The sequence below is a fragment of the Cryobacterium sp. TMT1-66-1 genome, assembly GCF_004403435.1.
Lineage (GTDB): Bacteria > Actinomycetota > Actinomycetes > Actinomycetales > Microbacteriaceae > Cryobacterium > Cryobacterium flavum.
This window is the reverse complement of record NZ_SOGP01000006.1, coordinates 220,849-241,577: the sequence shown is the minus strand read 5'-3', so window position 1 is coordinate 241,577 and position 20,729 is coordinate 220,849. Positions and strand designations below refer to the sequence as shown.

Annotated in this window: 21 protein-coding genes; 8 read left to right on the top strand and 13 right to left on the bottom strand. The window is 66.7% G+C overall.

Going from position 1 to position 20,729, the window contains the following annotated elements:
* The first annotated feature begins 14 nt into the window (after window positions 1-14).
* From E3T29_RS03560 to E3T29_RS03550, 3 genes are all read left to right on the top strand, one after another.
* Entirely contained in the window at window positions 15-536 is a 522-nt protein-coding gene (locus E3T29_RS03560) for a hypothetical protein (protein WP_134344081.1), read from the top strand.
* Window positions 533-1,279 carry an enoyl-CoA hydratase/isomerase family protein gene (locus E3T29_RS03555; protein ID WP_134344080.1) on the top strand — a complete coding sequence of 249 codons (747 nt, stop codon included), beginning with the start codon at window positions 533-535 and terminating at the stop codon, window positions 1,277-1,279. Before E3T29_RS03560 ends, E3T29_RS03555 begins: the two co-directional genes overlap by 4 nt.
* Window positions 1,280-1,480: 201 nt before the next feature.
* Complete coding sequence (locus tag E3T29_RS03550; RefSeq protein WP_134344079.1) at window positions 1,481-2,476, top strand: hypothetical protein; 996 nt, start codon at window positions 1,481-1,483, stop codon at window positions 2,474-2,476.
* Window positions 2,477-2,597: 121 nt separating this feature from the next.
* Here E3T29_RS03550 and E3T29_RS03545 read toward each other — a convergent pair whose 3' ends face one another.
* The 6 genes from E3T29_RS03545 to E3T29_RS03520 all read right to left on the bottom strand — a co-directional run bounded on the left by E3T29_RS03545 (window position 2,598) and on the right by E3T29_RS03520 (window position 9,353).
* On the bottom strand, window positions 2,598-3,992 hold the full coding sequence (locus E3T29_RS03545; protein WP_134344078.1) for a DUF2079 domain-containing protein: 1,395 nt from the start codon (window positions 3,990-3,992) through the stop codon (window positions 2,598-2,600).
* Window positions 3,993-4,392: 400 nt separating this feature from the next.
* Window positions 4,393-5,817: a dihydrolipoamide acetyltransferase family protein gene (locus E3T29_RS03540; protein ID WP_134344077.1), complete on the bottom strand. Its 1,425-nt coding sequence runs from the start codon at window positions 5,815-5,817 to the stop codon at window positions 4,393-4,395.
* On the bottom strand, window positions 5,817-6,836 hold the full coding sequence (locus E3T29_RS03535; RefSeq protein WP_134344076.1) for an alpha-ketoacid dehydrogenase subunit beta: 1,020 nt from the start codon (window positions 6,834-6,836) through the stop codon (window positions 5,817-5,819). Before E3T29_RS03535 ends, E3T29_RS03540 begins: the two co-directional genes overlap by 1 nt.
* Window positions 6,833-7,975 carry a pyruvate dehydrogenase (acetyl-transferring) E1 component subunit alpha gene (gene pdhA / locus E3T29_RS03530; RefSeq protein WP_134344075.1) on the bottom strand — a complete coding sequence of 381 codons (1,143 nt, stop codon included), beginning with the start codon at window positions 7,973-7,975 and terminating at the stop codon, window positions 6,833-6,835. Before pdhA ends, E3T29_RS03535 begins: the two co-directional genes overlap by 4 nt.
* 109 nt (window positions 7,976-8,084) lie before the next feature.
* On the bottom strand, window positions 8,085-8,573 hold the full coding sequence (locus E3T29_RS03525) for an Lrp/AsnC family transcriptional regulator (protein ID WP_134344074.1): 489 nt from the start codon (window positions 8,571-8,573) through the stop codon (window positions 8,085-8,087).
* A gap of 6 nt (window positions 8,574-8,579) precedes the next feature.
* Complete coding sequence (locus tag E3T29_RS03520; protein WP_134344073.1) at window positions 8,580-9,353, bottom strand: oxygenase MpaB family protein; 774 nt, start codon at window positions 9,351-9,353, stop codon at window positions 8,580-8,582.
* Between the two features lie 218 nt (window positions 9,354-9,571).
* Between E3T29_RS03520 and E3T29_RS03515 the strand changes: the two genes are divergently transcribed.
* On the top strand, window positions 9,572-10,132 hold the full coding sequence (locus E3T29_RS03515; protein WP_092339990.1) for a YceI family protein: 561 nt from the start codon (window positions 9,572-9,574) through the stop codon (window positions 10,130-10,132).
* A gap of 50 nt (window positions 10,133-10,182) precedes the next feature.
* On the opposite strand, the gene E3T29_RS03510 is transcribed toward E3T29_RS03515, so the two are convergent.
* Window positions 10,183-11,037 carry a phosphotransferase family protein gene (locus E3T29_RS03510; RefSeq protein ID WP_134344072.1) on the bottom strand — a complete coding sequence of 285 codons (855 nt, stop codon included), beginning with the start codon at window positions 11,035-11,037 and terminating at the stop codon, window positions 10,183-10,185.
* Window positions 11,038-11,245: 208 nt separating this feature from the next.
* Entirely contained in the window at window positions 11,246-11,536 is a 291-nt protein-coding gene (locus tag E3T29_RS03505; protein WP_134344071.1) for a DUF4287 domain-containing protein, read from the bottom strand.
* A 127-nt stretch (window positions 11,537-11,663) separates the two neighbouring features.
* Between E3T29_RS03505 and E3T29_RS03500 the strand changes: the two genes are divergently transcribed.
* The 4 genes from E3T29_RS03500 (at window position 11,664) to E3T29_RS03485 (ending at window position 15,826) form a co-directional block, all read left to right on the top strand.
* Window positions 11,664-12,251, top strand: a complete 588-nt coding sequence (locus E3T29_RS03500; RefSeq protein WP_134344070.1) for a DinB family protein — start codon at window positions 11,664-11,666, stop codon at window positions 12,249-12,251.
* 149 nt (window positions 12,252-12,400) lie between these two features.
* A complete protein-coding gene (locus E3T29_RS03495) occupies window positions 12,401-13,435 on the top strand; it encodes a nitronate monooxygenase family protein (protein ID WP_241987612.1) in 1,035 nt (344 codons plus the stop codon).
* A 175-nt stretch (window positions 13,436-13,610) separates the two neighbouring features.
* The gene (locus E3T29_RS03490; RefSeq protein WP_241987611.1) at window positions 13,611-15,086 is read left to right on the top strand and encodes an amino acid ABC transporter substrate-binding protein/permease; all 1,476 of its coding nucleotides are present in this window, start codon (window positions 13,611-13,613) and stop codon (window positions 15,084-15,086) included.
* The gene (locus E3T29_RS03485) at window positions 15,083-15,826 is read left to right on the top strand and encodes an amino acid ABC transporter ATP-binding protein (RefSeq protein ID WP_134344068.1); all 744 of its coding nucleotides are present in this window, start codon (window positions 15,083-15,085) and stop codon (window positions 15,824-15,826) included. The genes E3T29_RS03490 and E3T29_RS03485 overlap by 4 nt, the downstream gene beginning before the upstream one ends.
* A 131-nt stretch (window positions 15,827-15,957) precedes the next feature.
* Here the strand turns inward: E3T29_RS03485 and E3T29_RS03480 are convergent, their stop codons facing one another.
* The 5 genes from E3T29_RS03480 to E3T29_RS03460 all read right to left on the bottom strand — a co-directional run bounded on the left by E3T29_RS03480 (window position 15,958) and on the right by E3T29_RS03460 (window position 20,630).
* Window positions 15,958-17,001 carry an aromatic acid exporter family protein gene (locus E3T29_RS03480; protein WP_134344067.1) on the bottom strand — a complete coding sequence of 348 codons (1,044 nt, stop codon included), beginning with the start codon at window positions 16,999-17,001 and terminating at the stop codon, window positions 15,958-15,960.
* A 47-nt stretch (window positions 17,002-17,048) separates the two neighbouring features.
* Entirely contained in the window at window positions 17,049-17,321 is a 273-nt protein-coding gene (locus E3T29_RS03475; RefSeq protein ID WP_134344066.1) for a DNA glycosylase AlkZ-like family protein, read from the bottom strand.
* Window positions 17,322-17,484: 163 nt separating this feature from the next.
* On the bottom strand, window positions 17,485-19,089 hold the full coding sequence (locus E3T29_RS03470) for a tripartite tricarboxylate transporter permease (protein WP_134344065.1): 1,605 nt from the start codon (window positions 19,087-19,089) through the stop codon (window positions 17,485-17,487).
* On the bottom strand, window positions 19,090-19,629 hold the full coding sequence (locus E3T29_RS03465; protein ID WP_134344064.1) for a tripartite tricarboxylate transporter TctB family protein: 540 nt from the start codon (window positions 19,627-19,629) through the stop codon (window positions 19,090-19,092).
* 2 nt (window positions 19,630-19,631) lie between these two features.
* Window positions 19,632-20,630: a tripartite tricarboxylate transporter substrate binding protein gene (locus E3T29_RS03460; protein WP_134344411.1), complete on the bottom strand. Its 999-nt coding sequence runs from the start codon at window positions 20,628-20,630 to the stop codon at window positions 19,632-19,634.
* Window positions 20,631-20,729 lie beyond the last annotated feature (99 nt).

Sequence of the window (20,729 nt, the reverse complement as noted above, 5' to 3'; positions counted from 1 at the left end):
AGAGAGGACCAAGCATGGGATCGTTTCTGTCGCCGACAACAGCCACCGCGCTCGTGCACCTGCTCAACCTGCAACCGGATGCCGCGCCCCTGGAACGGCTGCGCGCCATCCGCGCTCTGCAAGCAGCGCTCGAACACGACCCCGCCACGCTCGCCGCCGTGCGTGACGCTGTCGCGGCAGATACGTCGTGGGACGAGATCGCCGACGCGACCGGTCTCAAGGCACCAGCGGCCAAATGGCGCTGGGGCGGCACCGACGACGAGATCAGTGCCCGCCTGGAAGCGGGCCGCAAACGATCCGTGCGGCCCAGCAGCGTGCCCACCGACCTTCCCGGGCTGTCCGTCGCTGAGGCGGCGGCCGCGCGCGGAGTGAGCGCCCAAGCCATCTATCTGCAGGTGCGCCGCGGAACCCTGGTCAGTCGCACCGTGACCCTGCCCGACGGTCGCAGCTACAAGCGTGTGTTCCCGGCCGGCACGCCCGACCTCGAATCCAGTCCCGATTCCCGCCCCGACATCAATGGAGACGTCCCACTATGACGAGTACCCCGACCACCCTCACGATTGAACGCCGCGCCGACCGGGTGCACGTCGAACTCAACCGACCCGACGTGCGCAACGCCATCGACCAGACCATGATCGACGAGCTGCACGCGGTCTGCGCCGAGCTCGAGCAGCAGCCTCGCATCCTGATCATCAGTGGCGCGAACGGTGTCTTCGCCTCGGGCGCCGACATCGCCCAGCTGCGCGAACGGCGTCGCGATGACGCGCTGCTCGGCATCAACTCCGGGCTGTTCTCCCGCATCGCGAAGCTGCCGATGCCGGTCATCGCCGCCATCGACGGCTGGGCGCTCGGCGGCGGCGCCGAACTCGCCTACGCGGCCGACTTTCGGATCGCATCGACGAGCGCCAGGCTCGGCAACCCCGAGACGGCGCTTGGCATCCTGCCCGCCGCCGGCGCGCTGTGGCGCCTGGCCGAGCTGGTCGGGGAGCCGGTGGCCAAGGAGATCATCCTGGCCGGGCGCATCCTCGGCGCCGCGGAGTGCCTTGCTGTGCACCTGGTCACCGAGGTTCACGACCCCGACGACCTGCTGGCCGCCGCGCACGCGCTGGCCGACCGTATTGCGGCGCAGGATCCCCTCGCGACCCGGCTGGCCAAAGAGGTGTTCCACGCTCCCCGCGCGGCGCATCCGCTCGTCGATAACACGGCCCAGTCCATTCTGTTCGAATCGGAGGCCAAATTCACCCGAATGGATGCCTTCCTCGCCCGTCGCAAGCGCTGACCGCCCAGCCCGCCTGGGCCGCCGGAGTTCTCACGACGAATCTCGGTGGCGAATTCAGGAAATCCGGAGGCGCGGCGCTGGTACGGGCGATTCTGGTCTGTGCCGGTTCGTTTTTGCGGAATTCGCCACGGGAAAGGCCTGTGCTTGGATGGAAGGAGTGCGAGGGCGGACTGGTCTGCCCGCACTCGATCGGGGGACCTCATGACACTGGTGAACAGTTCGGCGCCGACCCGCCCGCGGGATATCGCTGCAGCGCTGACTCTGTGGCTGCCTTTCATGGCGGTCGTCGTCACCTGGCTGCTGTGGATCGATCGCCTGCCGGGCGTGCTGCCACGGCAGTGGGGGCGCGACGGCGCGGTGAGCTCGACGATGCCCACCTGGGGAATGGCCGTGATTGCGCTCGTGGTGAGCCTGGGTGCTGCCAGTCTGGCCACCTACTGGCTCCGCGAGCGGGGTGCGCCCAATCGCCGCCAGGCCTACCTCGGGCTCGGCCTCGCTGCGGGGCTGTCGTCGAGCCTGTGGCTGACCACGGCCGGCATCACCGTTGCTGCCGGAGCCGCGGAACCGAAAATGGGCGCCTGGGTGCTGCTCACCTTCGCCGCCTGCGGGTATGGTCTGCTGTCGTTTCTGATTGCCCAGAAATGGGTGACGCCGGCGACCGTAACGGAACTCCCGGAGACGACCGCCGCGACAGCGACCGCCGATCCCGCCGCCACCTGGACCAAGGTCGTGACGAGCCCGGTCATGGCTACGATCGGTGGGCTCATCGTGCTCGGTGGGGCCATCGGAATCGCGGCCCAACTGCGCGACGAGGGGCTGACCGGTACGGCCGCGGCCAGCGCCATGGCGGTGGCGATTGTCGTTCTCATCCTCACGGTCACGCTGCTCTTCGTGCAGGTTCGGGTGAGCGTGGACCACCGCGGGCTGCGCGTGGTGTCGCGGTTGCTGGGCATCCGTTTGAAGCAGGTGCCGCTCGACCAGGTGGAGTCCGCGTTCGCCGAGACCGTGAGCCCGTTTTACTCCGGTGGCTGGGGATACCGACTGACCGGCGGACGCTCGGCCGTGGTCATGCGTGGCGGGCCAGCCCTCGTGGTGAATCTGCGGCGTGGTAACCAGTTTGCCGTGACCGTCGACGACCCGCAGGCCGCCGCGGCTCTGTTGACCGGCCTGAGGGCCGCGAACCCGACGGCGCACTAGCGCCCAGGCCCACCTTATGGCCCGGGGCTCAGTTTTTAAACTGGGCCCGTGGACGGGGCCCGGGCCCCGTCCACGGTGCCGGGGGTCGCGAAGTACAGCGTGGGGAATGGACGCAAGGGGATCAGGGCGCATTGGCGTCGCGGCGCGCCACCTCGTACCCGCCGGCGGCATAGATCGTGGTGAATTCCACTCCGGGGTGCAGCGCCTCGCCCACCACCTGCGCCGACGTCCACTCGGCGGGCAGACCGCCGGCGGCAAGATCGATCACGAGGTAATCCGGCAGCGGATTCTTATTGCCGAGCCAATAGACATCCGTTCGTTCGACGAGATAGTTCATCAGCCCGATGTCTGATTCGACCAGCGCCCCGTCGGGCACAACCTGCAGTGCGGCGGTCGCATCGGCGGCGCGATGCGTCGAAAAATGGGCCGGGACATCCGCCAGTTTGAACAGCGGCAGCGTCGTGGCGAGCACGAGCGCTGCGACAATCGAAACGGATGCCGCCAGCCGCCCGTATCCGCGCAGCCAGCCCCGCAGGCTGCCGCGAGCGAGCGCGATTCCATCGAGCACGGCAGCAAACAGGATGGGCATCAGCACGGCGCTGTACTGCCAGGTCGGACCCCAGTAGCCCGAATTCTCCGACAGGAACCGCCAGGCCAGAGTGGGCAGCAGCACGAGCGCCAGCGGCGACCGCACCGCGATGAGCCCGCCCGCTACGACCAGCAGAAGCAGAGTCACGCTCTTCTGCGGCTGAAATAATGCGGCCGGGTTCTGCAGAATGCCGAGCAGGTCGATGCTGCTCGAATAGGCCCAGGCGCCGTTCGGGTTGAGCAGCGGCAGAATGACCAGGCTGGCCAGGGCGAACCAGCCCACGCCCCAGACGGCCAGCCACACGCCGAGCGGATGCCGGCTGCGCACGGCCAGCACGATGCCCAGGGCGGCCACGGTGAGTCCGAGGTCTTCCTTCACGAACACGAGCGGCATCGCCCAGAGCAGGCAGGCCACCCACTGGCGCCCCAGAAAGGCGCACAGCGACAGCGCCAGCAGCGGAACGGCGAAGGCAATCTCATGGAACTGCGCCTCGACCGCCCCCTGCAGTCCCCAGCTGAACGCGAAGGCCAGCCCGAACAGCGTGCCGGTGAGTCGGCCGAGCAGCCGAACGGCCGCGTAGGTGAGGGCGGCGGCGGCAAGGCCGAACAGCGCGTTCTGCACCACCAGCAGGGTGAACGCGTGCGGGAAGACTACGAAAATGGGGCCGAGCAACACCAGGAGCGGATGAAAATGATCACCGAGCAGGTTGAAGCCCTCGCCCTTGATCGTGACAATGGGCGCCTCGAGCGCCGCGTACTGGCGAGCCAGCTGGGTGAAGATTCCCAGGTCCCAGGACTGTGCGGCGAAACTGCGCCACTGCAGGGCCGAGAACACGGTGAACAGCGCGGTTGTCACCAGCCCGACAGCGGCCGGAAGCACGAACGGAGCCAGCGCGGGTGTGAACTGGCCGCGGCGGATTCCCCTCATCCGACCACGCTAACGCACCCCGTGGCTGATCCTGTAGCAGTACGGGACCTTTGGCCCTAGGGGACCGATCCGGCAGGCGACACACTGAGAACGTGCCCCAAACAACGGCACATTCGGAGATCGCATGACACTCACTTGCCCCTTCTGCCGTTCGAAAGCCCGACTGAGCCCGAATCCCGCCCACGCCGAGCGCAATTCACTTCCCGTCTACATTCTCAAGTGTTCCGGATGCGACCACACCAGTGTGCGCGTCACCCCGGTTCGCGGCCAGCGGGCCACAAACGCCGTCGGCGTCTGATTCACCGCATCACCCCGCTCATCCTCCCGGCGTCCCCCGCGCCGTCGAGGACAACAGGAACACCTTCGCATGCCCCATGCGAAGGTGTTCCTTTCTGTGCCCCTACAGATCGGCGAGCAGGCTCACCGGGTTTTCGATGCAACGGGCCACGTAGGTGAGAAACCCCGCAGCGGTTCCGCCGTCGCAGACGCGGTGATCGAACACCATCGACAGCTCAACGACGGTACGCACCGCGAGTGCGTGGTCGATGACCCAGGGGCGTTCGATCATGCGCCCGATGCCGAGGATCGCCGCCTCCGGATGGTTGATGATCGCCGCCGAACCGTCGACGCCGAGCGACCCGAAGTTGTTCAGCGTGAACGTTCCGCCGGTCAGCGCACTCGGCGCGAAGGTGCCGCCCTGGGATTGGGCCACGAGGGCGGCGATGGCGTCGCGCAACTGCCGGGTGCTCATCGCGTGTGCACCGTGGATGACCGGAACCATCAGCCCGCGCGAGGTTTGCGCGGCAATGCCGAGGTTCACGGCGCCGTGCTGCAGGATCTCCTGGCTCGCGGTGTCGACCGAGGAATTGAGCACCGGAAACTGCCGCAGGCCGGCCACGACGAAACGCGCGATGAGCGCCGTCACGCTGAATCGTTCGCCGGTGGCTGTGAGCAGCTGATCTCGCGCTGCGAACAGGGCGGTCGCGTCGACATCGAGCCAGATGGTGGCCTCGGGGATCTCCCGCCGGGACGTGGTCAGCCGCTGTGCGACGACCTTGCGCAGACCGGAAATAGGAATCCGGATGTCGGCGCTCACGTCGTCGCGACCGGCCGGCGTTGCGCTGGCCGCCGCACCCGTCGCCGCAACCACGAGAACGGGCGGCGCGGACGTAGGCGGCTCCGACGTGGTCAACGCGGACGTCGTCAACGCTCGAATGTAGTCCTCAACATCGCTGCGCAGCACCAGATCGTTCTGGCCGCTGCCGGCGAGCATGCTCGCGTCGAACCCATTCTCTCGTGCGAGTCGGCGCACGATCGGCGACACGACGGGGGAGCGGCGGGCCGCATCGATACGGACCGGTTCGACCGCCGCGGGAATCGGCGTGGGCGTTGGTGCTTTCAGCCGGGCCACGGCATCCGCTGTGGAGACCGTGCCGAATCGACCGGCGGCCACCGTGCGCGGCGGCCGGGTGCTCTCGGTGGTGCCGTAACCCACGAGAACCGCGCCGGAACCTTCGGACAAGGTACTGTTCGGCGCCGCGGCGACGGGAACTCCCACAGTGGCGCCAGCCGCGGACACATCGGTGGCGGCATCGGCAACCGTCAACAGCACCTGCCCGGCGTGGATGACCTGCCCGGGCTCACCGAACAAGCTCGCCACGACTCCGCCGTAGGGCGACGGCAGCTCCACGATGGACTTGGCCGATTCGACCTCGACCACGGCCTGGTCGATGACGATCGTGTCACCGGGAGCGACCAACCAGGCCACGATCTCGGCTTCGGTGAGACCCTCGCCGAGGTCGGGCAGCAGAAACTCGCGGCTCATCAGGACCACTCCCAGGTGGAGAGTGCGGCCAGAATACGGTCGGGGGTGGGCAAGAAGTACTCCTCGAGCTTGGGCGACGGGTACGGAATGTCGAAGCCGGTGATGCGCAGAATGGGCGCGGCCAGGTAGAAGAAGTTGCGCTCGGTCAGGCGCGCGGCGACTTCGGCGCCGTAGCCGCCGAACTGCGCGGCCTCGTGCACGATGGCGGCGCGACCGGTTTTACGAACGGATGCCCCCACCGTCTCGTCGTCGAACGGCGACAACGAGCGCAGGTCGATGACCTCGATCGAGAGTCCCTCGGCCACGGCCTGCTCGGCGGTGGCGAGAGCCGTTTTCACGGTCGGACCGTACGCGATGAGCGTGACGTCGGTGCCCTCCCGCAGCACGACGGCCTGGTTCAAGGGCTCGGTCTGCACCGGCAGCGCGAGGGAAGCCTTGCTCCAGTAGCGACTCTTCGGCTCCATGAAAATGACCGGGTCGTCGCTGCGAATGGCGTCGCGCAGCATGGAATAGGCGTCGGCCGGGTTCGACGGGCTCACCACGGTGAGTCCTGGCGTTGCCGTCCAGTAGGCCTCGGAGGAGTCGGAGTGGTGCTCGACGCCGCCGATGTCGCCGGCGTAGGGAATACGGATGACGATTGGCAGCGGGATCTTGCCGCGCGTGCGGTTGCGCATCTTCGCCACGTGCGACACGATCTGCTGGAACGCCGGGTAGCTGAACGCGTCGAACTGCATCTCCACTACCGGGCGCAGGCCGTACATGGCCATGCCGATCGCGGTGCCGACGATGCCGGCCTCGGCCAGCGGTGAGTCGCTCACCCGGGTCTCGCCGAATTCAGCGTAGAGCCCGTCGGTGACCCGGAACACGCCGCCGAGCGGTCCGACGTCTTCGCCGAACAGAACGACCGTCGGGTCGTCGACCATCGCGTCGCGAATGGCCGCATTGAGCGCCGCGGCCATGGTGAGGCTTTCGGGCGCGCGCACGGCGGTGCCCGTCTCCAGGGTCTGCTGCGGGCTCATCGGATGCTCTCTTCGTTAGCAATAGCGGATGCTGCGGCATCGCCGTCGAGTTCGGCCGCCAGAAAGGTGCGCTGCTCGGCCAGGGCGGCCCGCGGGGTGGAATAGACGTGCTCGAACAGTTCGAGCGGGTCGATGACCGCCTGCTCGGTCATGCACTCGCGAGTGGTCGTAGCGAGATCCTCGGCGGCGGCCAGAATCAACGCCCGCACCTCCTCGGTGAGTGCGCCCTGGGCGACGAGATACTTTTCCAGGCGTTCGATTGGATCGCGGCTGCGCCACAGGTCGACGTCGGCGGTCTTGCGGTAGCGGGTGGGGTCATCCGAGTTGGTGTGGGCTTCGATGCGGTAGGTGAGGCCTTCAATGAGCGTGGGGCCGCCGCCGCTGCGGGCACGGTCCATGGCCGCCGACACGACGGCGTACATGGCCGCGACGTCGTTGCCGTCCACGTAGTAGCCGGGCATGCCGTAGCCGATCGCCTTGTCGGCGATGGTGCGGCAGGCCATCTGCTTGTCGAGCGGCACGCTGATGGCGAACTGGTTGTTCTGCACGACGAAGACCACCGGGGCCTGCCAGACGGCGGCGAAGTTGAATGCCTCGTGGGCGTCGCCCTCGCTCGTGGCACCGTCACCGAGCAGGGTGAGGGCCACGGTGTCGTCGCGCTTGAGCTTCGCGGCGGTGGCGAGGCCAACAGCGTGTAGTGCCTGGGTGGCGAGCGGCGTGGCCTGCGGGGCGATACGGTGCTGCTGGTAGTCGTAACCGCTGTGCCAGTCGCCGCGGAACGAGGCGAGAATATCCTTCGGCTCGACGCCGCGCGTGAGCAGCGCGATGCTGTCGCGGTAGGTGGGAAACAACCAGTCCTGCGGGGCGAGCGACGCGACGGCGGCGATCTCGCAGGCCTCCTGCCCGAGCGCGGACGGGTAGGTGGCCAGGCGGCCCTGCCGGGTGAGGGCGGTCACCTGCACGTCGAATCGGCGGGCCACGACCATCTGGCGGTACAGATCGAGAAGGGTCTCCACGGGTGGGAGGGCGAAGCCGCCGCTCTCGTTCTGGGGGGCCGCACGGCCCTGATCGTCGATCAGACGCAGGGGTGGGGGTGCCAACTCGGCGGTCAGGCTCGGGTTCTCGACATTGAGGCTCATCAGGCAATGGTGCGCCCTTTTTACCGGCGCGGCTGCGCTTTTTCGCAGTTGTGAACGATTGGCCGATCCGCTGCCAGACGGCGGCCAAACGGCGTTCTGGAATCGTGAATTAGTGCCAGGCGTCCGGGGTGGCTCCGGGAGCGTGCCCGGTGATTTCGTCGAGAATCAGGTGTGACCGGGTCGAGATCACTCCCGGCATGGTGTGGATATCGCGGAGGATGGCCTGGCTGAGCTGCTCGTGATCGGGCGCGCTGACGGTGAGAATAATGTCGATGTCGCCGCTCACGGCCTGTGCCTTCTCGACGAAGGGCAGTTGCGCAAGCTGCGCGGCAATTTCACCCCAGGCCACGTCGCCGATCTTCACGACGACCAGCGCTGACACGTTGAGACCGAGCGCCTTGCGGTCAGTCTGGGCGCCGAACCCGGTGATCACGCCGTGGTTGATCAGCTTCTGTACCCGGGTGTGGGCTGCGGTGCGCGAGATGTGCACCTGCAGGGCCAGCTGGCGCATGGAAAGGCGGGCGTCACGGCTGAGCTCGGCGATGATCTGGCGATCGGTGCTGTCGAGTCCGGGGTGGGGAGTCTGCGGTTGCGTCATGAGTTTTCACACTACCGGCGCCAGCGCGGAAGCGTGGAGGGCGCGCAGGTAGTGATTCTTCGGCCAGTGTCGCAGCGCTTGAGGCAGCCGCGGATAGATCAAGCGGATGCCGCCCAGCACCCGCTCAAATCGTCGCTGCCGCCGGGTCGACCACGGCAGTTGGAAGAGTGTGCGAACGTGCGGGGGGAGTAACCCGGCGGTCATCAGACGGGCCAGGGGGAGGGCGGCGCGATACCAGAGCGGCGCCCTGCGGGAGTGCAACAGGTCGTGTGCGACGGTGCGGGTGGCGGCATCCGTGGTGAGGAGCGTCAACTGCTCAGTCCAATAGCGGCCGAATGCTGCCCGGTCGCTCGGCCAGAGCTCCGGCGGCACCTGCAGCGACGTACCCAGGCGTGAATACTCCCGGTAAACCGCATCGGCGGTGTCGTCATCGAGGGGCCCGTAGACCAGGCCGTGCAGGTGGGTGGCCGATTCGTACAGCGTTGCGGCGACCCAGAGCTGCAGTTCGGGGGTGAATGCGTTGTACTCAGGGGTCGTGCCGCGCGAATGCACCGGACCGTGCGCGTGGTTGACCCGTGCGGTCATCGCTTCGGCCTGGTCGGCATCGCCGAACACGATCGCGTAGACGTAGCTGAGGGTGCCGTTCAGTCGGTCGAGCGGCCGGGCAGCGAAGTTGCTGTGGTCGGCCACACCGTGTCCGATCGCCGGATTGGCCAGCTGCAGCAGGATGGCGCGGCCTCCGGCAGCGATCAGGATGCCCTCGCCAGCGACCCCCTGCATGTTCGGTGCGCCTCGTTGTCTCACAGCTACCTCCCAATAAACACGCAGAACCCCGTGACAGGGTGAGCCTATTCGGTCGGGCTGAGTTTAGGTCTCGTCTGAACGCCCGAATAGGGGGACATGAATATTTGTCTTTTGGGGAATACCACCGTCTTCTATGCGCTTGCATGTACCCGAGGGCGACAAATCCTGGGCCCACACACTTGAGGAGAACTTTTATGAGCGACACCAACGTACTGAGCATCCCGGGCTACAAGGCCGGAACCTGGACCATCGACAAGACCCACAGCTCCGTCAGTTTCAGCATTCGCCACATCGTCATCAGCAAGGTCAAGGGCACCTTCGACGACTTCGACGCCACTTTCGTCACCGGCGAGAACCCGCTCCAGACGAGCGTCACCGCGTCCGCCCAGGTTGTCTCGATCAACACCAACGAGCCGGGCCGCGACGGTCACTTGCGCACTGGCGACTTCTTCGACGCCGAGACCTACCCGACCATCGGCTTCGTGTCGACCGGCGTGCGCGTGGTCAAGGACGAGTACCTTGTCGACGGCAACATCACCATCAAGGGCGTCACCAAGCCGGCCACCTTCGAGTTCGAGTTCGGCGGCTTCGGCGGAGACCCCTACGGCAACTACAAGTTCGGCGCCACGGCCAAGACCGAGGTCAACCGCGAAGACTTCGGCCTCACCTACAACGCTGCCCTCGAAACCGGCGGCATGCTGCTCGGCGACAAGGTCACGATCACCCTCGAACTGCAGGCCGCGCTCAACGCGTAACGCGTAGTTTTCTCGTGAGCAGGGCCCCACTTCGGTGGGGCCCTGCTTCGTTAACGAGCCAGCAGGAGTATCCATTCGGTCAGGCGTCGACGCAACCCGGCACCATCCAGGTCGATGCGACCGAGGTCCTGATAGTTGGGCGCCCAGGTTTCCACCCGGGGGTAGGCCTTCAGGGCGGCGAACTGGTCCCAGCGGGCAACTTCGGGGGTGGGGGAGCCGAAGGCATCGTCGTAGGCGCGGGTGAATTCCTCGGCCACGGTCACGTCGTAGAGAAACACGAGGTCCTGGCGGCACCAGGCCAGGTCGTAGCCGCGCGGCGCGCGGCCGGCTCCCGACCAATCCACGATCCCGGTGAGGTGGCCCTCATGCCAGACAGTATTGCCCGACCAGAAGTCGTTGTGGGTGAGCACTCGCGGTTCGTCGTGGAGCTCTGTCCAGACCGGGTGCATCGGTGACGTGGCCGCTGGCTCGGTGAACAGCTCGGGGAGCGACGAGTCAACGGCCATAGAGTGGATGCGCGCAAGCGCCTGCCCGAGTTGCCGGGCGAAGTCCTGCGGGTCCTGCGGGGTAATCGAAGCCCGACCCGGAAGCAGCGTCGTGACGATGAGCGGGCATCCGTTCGGTATCCCGTCAACTTTCGCCGTGCCGTCTGGGTCGGCGGCGAGCAGTTGCGGTGCCAGCTCACCAAGATCGCCCAGCCCTGCAAGCACCTGAATCTCGCGGCGCACAGCGTTGTCACCGGGCGGGAACTCGCGCAGCACGAACTCGGCGCCATCGACTGTTCCGACGACGTTCGTTGTGGCGTGGGTGCCGCCGGGAAGCGTGCGCACCCAGTGCAGCTCGCTGACGGCGAGCTGCCGGGCGACCCACTCGAGCACGCCGGGGGAGACGGAGACGGTATTCATGTTTTAAAAGCTACGGGTCTCGAGCTGCCTGACCTGCCGTCGAGTTGAGGCACCGCGAGATGACAACTTCGGTCCCGTGCTGTCCCTGGCCACGGGGCCGAAGTTGTCGTCTCGACGTTGACGTCCAACGTCCATGGGGCCGAACGTGTCGTCTCGCCCCGCGAACGTTCCCCGCGTCGGTGAGCCCGACCGCGCCCCCTCGTAGGAGTCACGCCGGGTGGGAGGACTTGCCGTCGAGCCACAGTTCGACGGACTCGTCGCGGTGCACGCCGTCGGTTCCGACGTGCTTCTCGCTGATCGTTGTGCCGTTCTTGATCACGTTGACGAGCGCCATCGCGTGGCCGCGCCCCAGACCGTAATCGGACTTGAGCCAGTCGATGATGGTGCCGGCCTTCGTCGCTGGGTCATCGAAACCCCGTTGGTGGGCGATGCCGACCAGGGTGCGCGGCGTCAGCCCGGTCTTCTCCTCGATCGCGTCGAGGTAAGCCTGAAACGACATGGGAGCCTCCTGAGTGAACAGCCTGTTGTCAGATAGTACGCAGATTTCGCGCCCGACCGGGTGATGGCGACGGCAGGCGTCCGCTTCCGGCCTATGCGGGACCGAGGCATGCTGCAAAGCTAAGGACATGGACGATTCTGCGGAGAAGACGACGCTGCTGCACTACCTGGCTTCTGGTCGTGAGGCCCTCATCTGGAAGCTCGACGGGCTCAGCGAGTACGACGTGCGGCGCCCGCTCGTGCCGACCGGCACCAACCTCCTGGGCCTGATCAAACACGTCGCGAGCGTCGAGGCCGGCTACTTGGGCGACACCTTCGGGCGACCGTTCCGGGAGGCGCTGCCCTGGCTCGACGATGAGGCCGAGATCAATGCGGATATGTGGGCAACGCCCGAGCAATCCAGGGGCTGGGTGATCGACCTGTTCCGTAGGGTCGGCGAGCACTCCGCCGCCACCATCGAGGCGCTGCCGCTCAACGCGCCGGGACGCGTGGCCTGGTGGCCGCCGGAGCGCAGCAACGTGACGCTGCACCAGATTGTCGTGCACATCATCGCCGAGACGCACCGGCACGCTGGGCACGCCGACATCGTGCGCGAACTCATCGACGGCGCTATCGGCCTGCGCGCCGACAATAGCAACCTCCCGCCCGGTGATGGTGCCTGGTGGCAGGCTTATCGGGAACGGCTGGAAGCGGCGGCCCGGTCGGTACGACTCTAGAGAGGATGCCCCAGCGGTCGTGGCACCGCCCCGATCTGTGCCAAGGTGCAAGAGGGGAACGGCTGATTCGGGCCCGCCGCCGCAGTCCGACGCCAAATAGATCATCATTCCAGCTGCTGGAACAGCGGTCTAATCTATTGAGGAGCCCCGTGTTCACCCTGACAGCCCTTGAGATTCCTATCATTGCAGCCCCGATGGCCGGCGGAGCCTCGACTCCGAACCTCGCCCGTGCCGTCAGTGAGGCCGGCGGTCTGGGCTTTCTGGCCGGCGGCTACAAGACGCCAGAGGCTCTCGCAGAGCAGATCGTCGACGTGCAGCAGCGCACCGACCACGCGTTCGGCGTCAACCTGTTCATTCCGCAGCCACCGTTGACCGACCGCGCCGCCGTCGAGACCTACCGCGACGCGCTGGCTCGCGAGTACCCCGCCGCCACGTTCGGCGAGATCGCCGACGCCGACGACGATTGGTTCGCTGAGAAGGTGGCCGTGGTCATCGAGCACCGGGTCCCCGTGGTCTCCTTCACCTTCGGCCTGCCGCCGCGCGATGCAGCAGAGCGGATGCACGCGGCCGGTTCGTTCCTGATCGCCACCGTGACATCGGTGGCCGAAGCCCTGCAGGCCGTGGACCGTGGCGTCGACGCGCTCTGCGTGCAGGGGCCGGAATCCGGTGGGCACCGGGCAACATTCACGACGAGCGACGAACCGGGCACCCTGGCACTGGGGGAGCTGTTGATCGCGATTCGCGAGGTCGTGACGCTGCCGCTGATCGCGGCGGGCGGCATCCACTCTGGCGGGCAGATCGCGTCGCTGCTGGCCAACGGCGCCGCGGCCGTGCAACTCGGCACGGCGTTCCTTCGTACCGACGAGTCGGGCGCGAACCCGGCGCACCAGAGCGCCCTCCTCGAGCCGCGCTTCACCGAGACCGTTATCACCCGGGCCTTTTCCGGCCGGCCGGCGCGAGGCCTGAGCAACGCGTTCATCACCGCCCACGATGCCAGCGCGCCGCACGAGTATCCGCAGGTGCATCACCTCACCAAGGGCCTCCGAGCGGATGCCGCCCGTCGCGGCGACCCCCACGGCCTCGCTCTCTGGGCCGGCACCGGCTTTCGTGAGGCGAGCACCGGCCCCGCGGCAGCGGTGCTCTTGGGCCTCTGGATCGATGCGCAGGCTGCCGTCAGCTCGTAGACACATGCCTGACCGGCCGGAGGTCCGCTGAAAACCTGAGCGGCGCGCACCCCAAGGTAGGCTCGTTCGACAGGGTGTGCAGCATCCGCTACCCGGTTGATCAGCGTCGATCGGCGCGAAATACCCCTCTGGCCGCTAGGTGCGATCAGATCGTACGACAAGAAATGGCTCTCCTTTGCGCAAAATAACTAAATTCCGGGCGGCAAAGCTCACGGTCGCCGTCACGGCGCTGCTGGCTCTCGCCGGCGGATTCGTCGGCATCAGCGCCGCAGCCGCCAGCCAGCCCCAGGCCCAACCGAACACCGAGGTCACCGGCGAAACCTACGTCATCGGAACCGATACGACCTTTGCGCCGTTCGAGTACCGCAAAGACGGTGAACTGACCGGCATCGACATGGATCTCATTCGCGACATCGCGAAGAACCAGGGTTTCACCGTCGAGATCAAGTCGCTCGGCTTCGACGCCGCTCTGCAAGCGTTGCAGTCCAACCAGGTCGACGGCGTCATCGCCGGTATGTCGATCACCGATGAACGGCGGCTCATCTTCGACTTCTCCGACCCGTACTTCGACTCCGGCGTGCAGATGGCCGTCGCCGAAGACAACACGAAGATCACCGGGTACGCCGACCTGGCCGGCGAGAACGTCGTCGCCAAGCGGGGCAGTGAGGGCGAGACCTTCGCCAATTCGATCAAGGACGAGTACGGCTTCACGGTCAAGGCTCTGGCCGACTCGGCAACGATGTACGACGACGTCAAGGCCGGCAACTCCGTTGCGGTCTTCGACGACTATCCGGTGCTCGCCTACGGCATCAATCAGAACAACGGCCTGAAGTCGGTCACCGAGAAGGAGCAGGGCAGCTCCTACGGCTTCGCCGTCAACAAGGACCAGAACCCCGAACTCCTCGCCGCATTCAACACCGGCCTCGCCGAACTGAAGACCAGCGGCGAGTACCAGGACATTCTCGACACCTACCTGGAGCAGCCAGCACCGGCCGCGTCATCAGGCTTCTTCGGCCTGCTCAGCGACAGCCTGCCGGCCCTGATGAAGGGTCTCGGGCTCACCCTGCTCGCGACCGCCCTCTCCATCGTGATCGCCCTCGTGCTGGGCGTGCTGTTCGGATTCTTCAAGGTCTCGGAGAGCCGCGTGCTGCGCGGCATCGCGAGCGTCTACGTCAGCATCTTCCGTGGCACGCCGCTGCTGGTGCAGGCGTTCTTCTTCTACTTCGGCCTGCCGCAGCTCACCGGGCAGTCCATCGACGTGCTCACCGCCGGTGTGCTCACCCTGAGCCTCAACGCCGGTGCCTACATGACCGAAATCGTGCGCGGCGGCATCCAGTCAGTCGACCCCGGCCAGACCGAAGCCGGCCGCAGCCTCGGTCTCGGCTACGTGACCACCATGCGCCGCGTCGTACTGCCGCAGGCCGTGAAAATCATGACGCCGTCCTTCATCAACCAGTTCGTGATGACCCTGAAAGACACCTCGCTCCTGGCCGTGATCGGATTCGCCGAACTCACCTACCAGGGCCAGCAGATCTACGCCGCGAACTTCCGCACCGGTGAGACCCTGCTGATCGTGGCCGCGCTGTACTTCATCGTCATCAACCTGCTCACCATGCTCTCCAACAAGCTCGACAAGAGGTTCAACAAATGAGCAAGATCAGCGTCAGCAAGATTTCAGTACGTGGTCTCCGCAAGTCGTTCGGCTCCAACGAGGTGCTCAAGGGCCTCGACGTCGAGATTATCGAGGGCGAGGTCGTCTGCGTGATCGGCCCGTCGGGTTCCGGCAAGTCCACTTTTCTGCGCTGCCTGAACAAGCTCGATGAGCTGAGCGCCGGCACGGTCATCGTCGACGGCTTCAACCTGAGCGACAAGACGGTCGATCTCAATGAGGTGCGTCAGCACATCGGCATGGTCTTCCAGCACTTCAACCTGTTTCCGCACATGACCGTGCTGCAGAACATCATGCTGGCCCCGGTCGAGCTGAAGAAGGAATCCACAGCGGATGCCCGCGCCACCGCCCTGAAACTGCTCGACCGGGTAGGCCTCGCCGACAAAGCGACGGCTCGCCCCGCGCAGCTGTCCGGCGGCCAGAAGCAGCGCGTTGCGATCGCCCGGTCGCTCGCCGTGAACCCCGACATCATGCTGTTCGACGAGGCGACGAGCGCGCTCGACCCCGAAATGGTCGGCGAAGTACTGCAGGTTATCCGGGACCTCGCCGCCGAGGGCATGACCATGGTCGTCGTCACCCACGAGATGGGATTCGCCCGCGAGGTCGCCGACCGGGTCATCTTCATGGCCGACGGCGTCATCGTCGAGGAGGGCACCCCGGCCGAGCTATTCGGCAACCCGCAACAACCGCGCACCCAGGACTTCCTCTCCAAGGTGCTCTAGCGGGTCCGACCGCGCCCGCTTCGGCGTCGCTCATTCGCGGCCGCGCCCGATACTGGGTGGCCGCTACGGAACCGCCGTAGCGGTCACCCGTTTCGGGCACGCTCATGGCCGCGCGGCCAGTGCGACCGCGTTCAGGCGCGGTCGCCGACGATCTCCTCGCGCACCCGGCGTAGGTCTTCCATGAGCGAACCGATCAGAATCCAGTGGTCGGGGTGCGGCGTCACGATGCGCAGCGGCGCGGTCAGGGCGAGAACTTCGGGCGCCGGCGGTTCCGGCACGACCGAGAGGTCGCCCTCGGCTCGGGCGAGCAGCGCGAGGTCGTGCGCCGCCCGCGCCAGCTCCCGGGAGAAGGCCTGAACGCTCGGCTCGTACTGCAGCGACTCGTCGTAATGATCGTGCAGGGCCCGGGTCATGCCGATCGCGCGCGTCACAAGCGTCGGCAACCGCTCGATCATGTCGTGATCGGCGTCGAGTGCTACCCGCAGCTTGGCCTTGCGCGGGTTGAGCATGAGGCTCTCCTCGGCCTGGGCGATGGCCTTCTCCGCCGACACCAGCATCGGCCGCAGCAGCCGGGCCTTGATCATCAGTTCCATCAGGTCGATCGGGGTCTGCGGGGTGCGCAGGGCCTCGGCGATGCGATCGAAAGTGTCTGCCAGCTCGCGTGCCAGCAGGCCGACGGCGTCGCGCGCGGGCGCGACCAGCACCGGGGGAACGATGAGCGCATTGATGATCAGGGCGATTCCGGCGCCGATGAAGGTCTCAATGATGCGGTCGAGGGCGTAGCCGGGCGTCGTGGCACCGAGGGCGAGCACGAGCATGGCGCTGATCGGAATTTGGCTTGCCGACACCGGGGAGAGTCGCAGCGCCCAGGCTACGAGGATGCTCACCACGATCGTGCCGAGCACGACCCAGCTGGACTGGCCCAGGAAGAACCCGATCGAGGAGGCGATGATGACGCCACCGACGACCCCGGCGGTGCGTTCGATCGCGCGGCCGAGGGTCTGGTTGACGCTCGGCTGCACCACGAGCAGGGCTGCGATCGCAGCGAAAATGGGCAGGTCGCTCGGCAGGAGCAACTGGGAGGCGAGCCAGGCCAGTCCGACGGCGACGGCCATCTTGACGACCTGCAGCATCGGGAGTCGTTTGGAGATGCGCAGGGCCGAGGTTAGTTTCACTGGTCAAGGCTAACCCGTAGACCGCAGAGTGAGACGGATGCCGGCTTTTACCGGTTCGGAGTCGGTTCCGGCCGAACCGGCAGCTCGAGAAACCGGGCGTAGTCGGCGACGGCCCGTTCGAAGTCGCGCTGGGTCTTCTCCGCCCGCGTCCGTGCCGCGGCAGTGTTCGGCTCCTCGAACAGCGAGGCCTCGCAGGTGACCCCCGACGCCGCAATCTTCTTGCGCCAGGTGCCCACGATCTGCCCGTTCGTGACCACGAGCGGCACAAAGATGCCGTTCAGCCCCGGCACGACCCGCAGGAGGTTCTCCGCGGAGATCACGGGCCTGCACCGCGAGCATCCGCTCGGTGACCGCGATCGCATCGGCCAGCGGTTGCCCGGCCAGCCCCTGGGCTCCGAGGCGAAGGCGAACGACGTCGGCGCGGGAGAGGGCAGCTGGCATGATACCAGTATGCCGACTCCCGCGCCGTCGTAGCCGGTTGTGCTAGTTTCCGCGCCGACTCGGGCGCACCGCCCGAATCACCCGGGCACTGCCATCGGAGGTCTGGGTGCCGAAGGCATCGAATTGGTCCTCCGGAGGCCCGTCGGTCGGTCCGGCCCCTCGACCGAACCGCTGGCGCAGCGCCTTGATCACGGGCGGAACCACGAGGAACAGCACGATCGCGGTGTACATGACAACCGCAAGCGGTTCGCTCAGCAGAGCGGCCGGGTCTCCGGCGCTGATCTGCAGTGCGCGGCGCAGCTGGCGTTCCATCTCCGGGCCGAGGATGGCGCCGACGATGATCGGCAGCACCGGAAACCCGAAGCGGCGGGCCATGTAGCCGAGCGCACCGAGCAGCAGCAGGATCAGAATGTTGAAGGTCTGCATGCCGGCCGCGTAGGCGCCGAGGGTCGCGAAGAACAGGATGCCAGCATAGAGATACGGCCGCGGGATGCGCAGGAGCTTGGCCCAGAGCGGTGCGAGCGGCAGGTTGAGCGCCAGCAGCAGTGTGTTGCCGATGAACAGGCTCGCGATCAGGGTCCACACCAGAACGGGTTCGGTCTGGAACAGCAGCGGACCGGGGTGGATGCCGTACTGGTTGAACGCCGCGATCATCACGGCGGCGGTCGCCGTGGTGGGCAGACCGAGGGTGAGCAGTGGCACGAGCGTTCCGGCGGCAGAGGCGTTGTTGGCTGCTTCCGGCCCGGCCACACCCTCGATGGCGCCGTGGCCAAACTGCTCCGGATGCTTGGACAGCTTCTTTTCCGTCACATAGGACAAGAAGGTGGGGATCTCGGCGCCGCCGGCCGGAATGGCCCCGAATGGAAAGCCGATAACCGTCCCGCGCAACCACGGCTTCCAGGAGCGCTTCCAGTCGTCCTTGCGCATCCACGGTACCCCGACCGGGATGGTCGCGGGGGTGCCGTGCCGCAGGTGCGCGGCAATCCAGAGCGCTTCACCGACCGCGAACAGGGCGACGGCAATAACGACGACGTCGATGCCTTCGGAGAGCAGCGGCTGTCCGAAGGTCAGTCGCGCCTGACCGGACGTTTTGTCGAGGCCGACCAGGCCGATGGTCAAGCCAATGAACAGCGAGGCCAGGCCACGAATTCGACTCGAACCGAGCACGGTACTCACCGCGACAAAAGCGAAGACCATCATTGCGAAGTACGAAGGAGCTCCAAGCCCGATCGCGACCGCCACGACGAAGGGGGCGACGAAGACGAGGGCGCCGGTGGCGAGCGTGCCAGCCACGAATGAGCCGATGGCGGCCGTCGCCAACGCCTGTGCACCGCGGCCGGCCTTGGCCATCTTGTTGCCTTCGAGCGCAGTAACGACCGAGGAGGATTCGCCCGGGGTGTTGAGCAGAATCGAGGTCGTCGACCCGCCGTACATGCCGCCGTAGTAGATGCCGGCGAACATGATGAGCGACCCGGTCACGTCGAGCGCGTAGGTGAGCGGCAGCAGCAGGGCAACGGTCATGGCCGGGCCGATGCCCGGCAGCACGCCGACGGCGGTGCCGAGCAGCACGCCGATGAGGGCGAACAGCAGGTTCTGCAGGGTCAGCGCGTTGCCGAACCCCTCCATCAGAAGGGTGAGGTTGTCCATTTAGAGAATTCCCGTCAACAGGCCGGCCGGCAGATTGATGCCGAGGCCCAGTACGAAGCCGTAGAACGTGCCAACAGCCAGAAGGATGCCGATCACGAGCGCCCAAATGAAGCGCCTTGAGCCGAGCAGCAGGGCGGAGCCGCAGAACAGCAGCGCGCTGCCGATCACGAAACCGAGAAAGTCCATCGTGAGGGCAAAGACGAGAATGAGGCCACCGAGGCCGAACACGGTCGGCCAGTGGGCCTTCTGCGTGAGGTCGATGTCCTCACCGTCTTCGGCCTGGGCGTGGCCGCCCCGCAGTACAGAGATGGCGAGGGCGATCGCACACAGGCCCAGGCCGATCGCGATGATCGTGGGAACGACCTGCGGTCCCATCACGCCGGCGTTGATGGCAGTGTGACGGATGTTCGCGGTATCGACCGCGATCACGATCGCGATTACGGCGAGCAGGGCGGCGACTCCGAGCTCGGAGCGACCGTGCAGGCGAGCCTGCAGGCGTCCTCGTAGCCCGGATTCTGCGTCTGTAGTGGGGGCGGTCATTCTTAGACTAGGCCCAGGGTCTTCAGCACGTCGGCGACGCGGGTGTCCTGCTCGGTCAGGAAGGTGCTGAAGTCGTCGCCGGTGATGAATGCGTCGGTCCAGCTGTTGTCGACCAGAACCTGCTTCCACTCGGGGCTGTCGTGCATGGCGGTGACGGCGTCGACGAGGCGCGCGATTTCATCGTCGGTCAGTCCGGGTGCGGCCAAAAGTCCGCGCCAGTTCGTGAAGACCAGGTCGATGCCCTCTTCGGTGAGGGTGGGGGCGTCGATGACGGGAACGCGCTCCTCGCTCGTGACGGCGAGTACCCGCAGGTCGCCCGACTTCACCTGTTCCAGAAATTCACCGTAACCCGAGGCGCCGAACTGCAGCTTGCCGCCGAGGATGGCCGGCAGCAGTTCGCCACCGCCGTCGTAGGCCACGTAGTTGACCGTTGTCGGGTCGATGCCAATGGCATCCGCGAGCTGCATCGGCAGGAGGTGGTCCGGGCCGCCCGGGGAGGAACCGCCGCCGACGGCGAAGGTGGCCGGGTCCGCTTTCCACGCGGTGACGAGGTCGTCGATGGTTTGGTAGGGGGAGTCCGCGGCGACGAAGATGGCGCCGGCTTCTTCGATGAGTCCGGCGATCGGGGTCGCGTCGGCGACCTTGGCATCGCCCTCGTTGGTGTACGCGGCGCCGACCACGCCGAGCCCCATCATGAGCAGAAAGTTGGCGTTACCGGTTTCGGTCAGGGTGCGGGCGAGGCCCACGGTTCCGCCGGCACCGGCCAAGTTGGTGACCTCTGTACCGGTGGCCAGGCCCAGGTCGTCCATCACCTTGACCGCGGCGCGGCCGGTGACGTCATAGCCGCTGCCCGCGGCATTGGGGATCATGACCTGCAGGTTTTCGATCGGGCCGCTGTCGGCGGCCTCGGTGTTCTTCGCGCTCGTGACTCCGCAGGCGCTGAGGGCGAGTGCCACGACCCCGGCGAGAACAACGGTGCTGGCCGTGCGGCGTGAACGCATGGTGCGTGCTGTGATTGGCATGCTTGAATCCTCTTCGATTTCTGGCGAGCCTCTTTGCTGGCCGAGTTCAGCCTGCGTGGTGGGCCGGTCGGACACAAC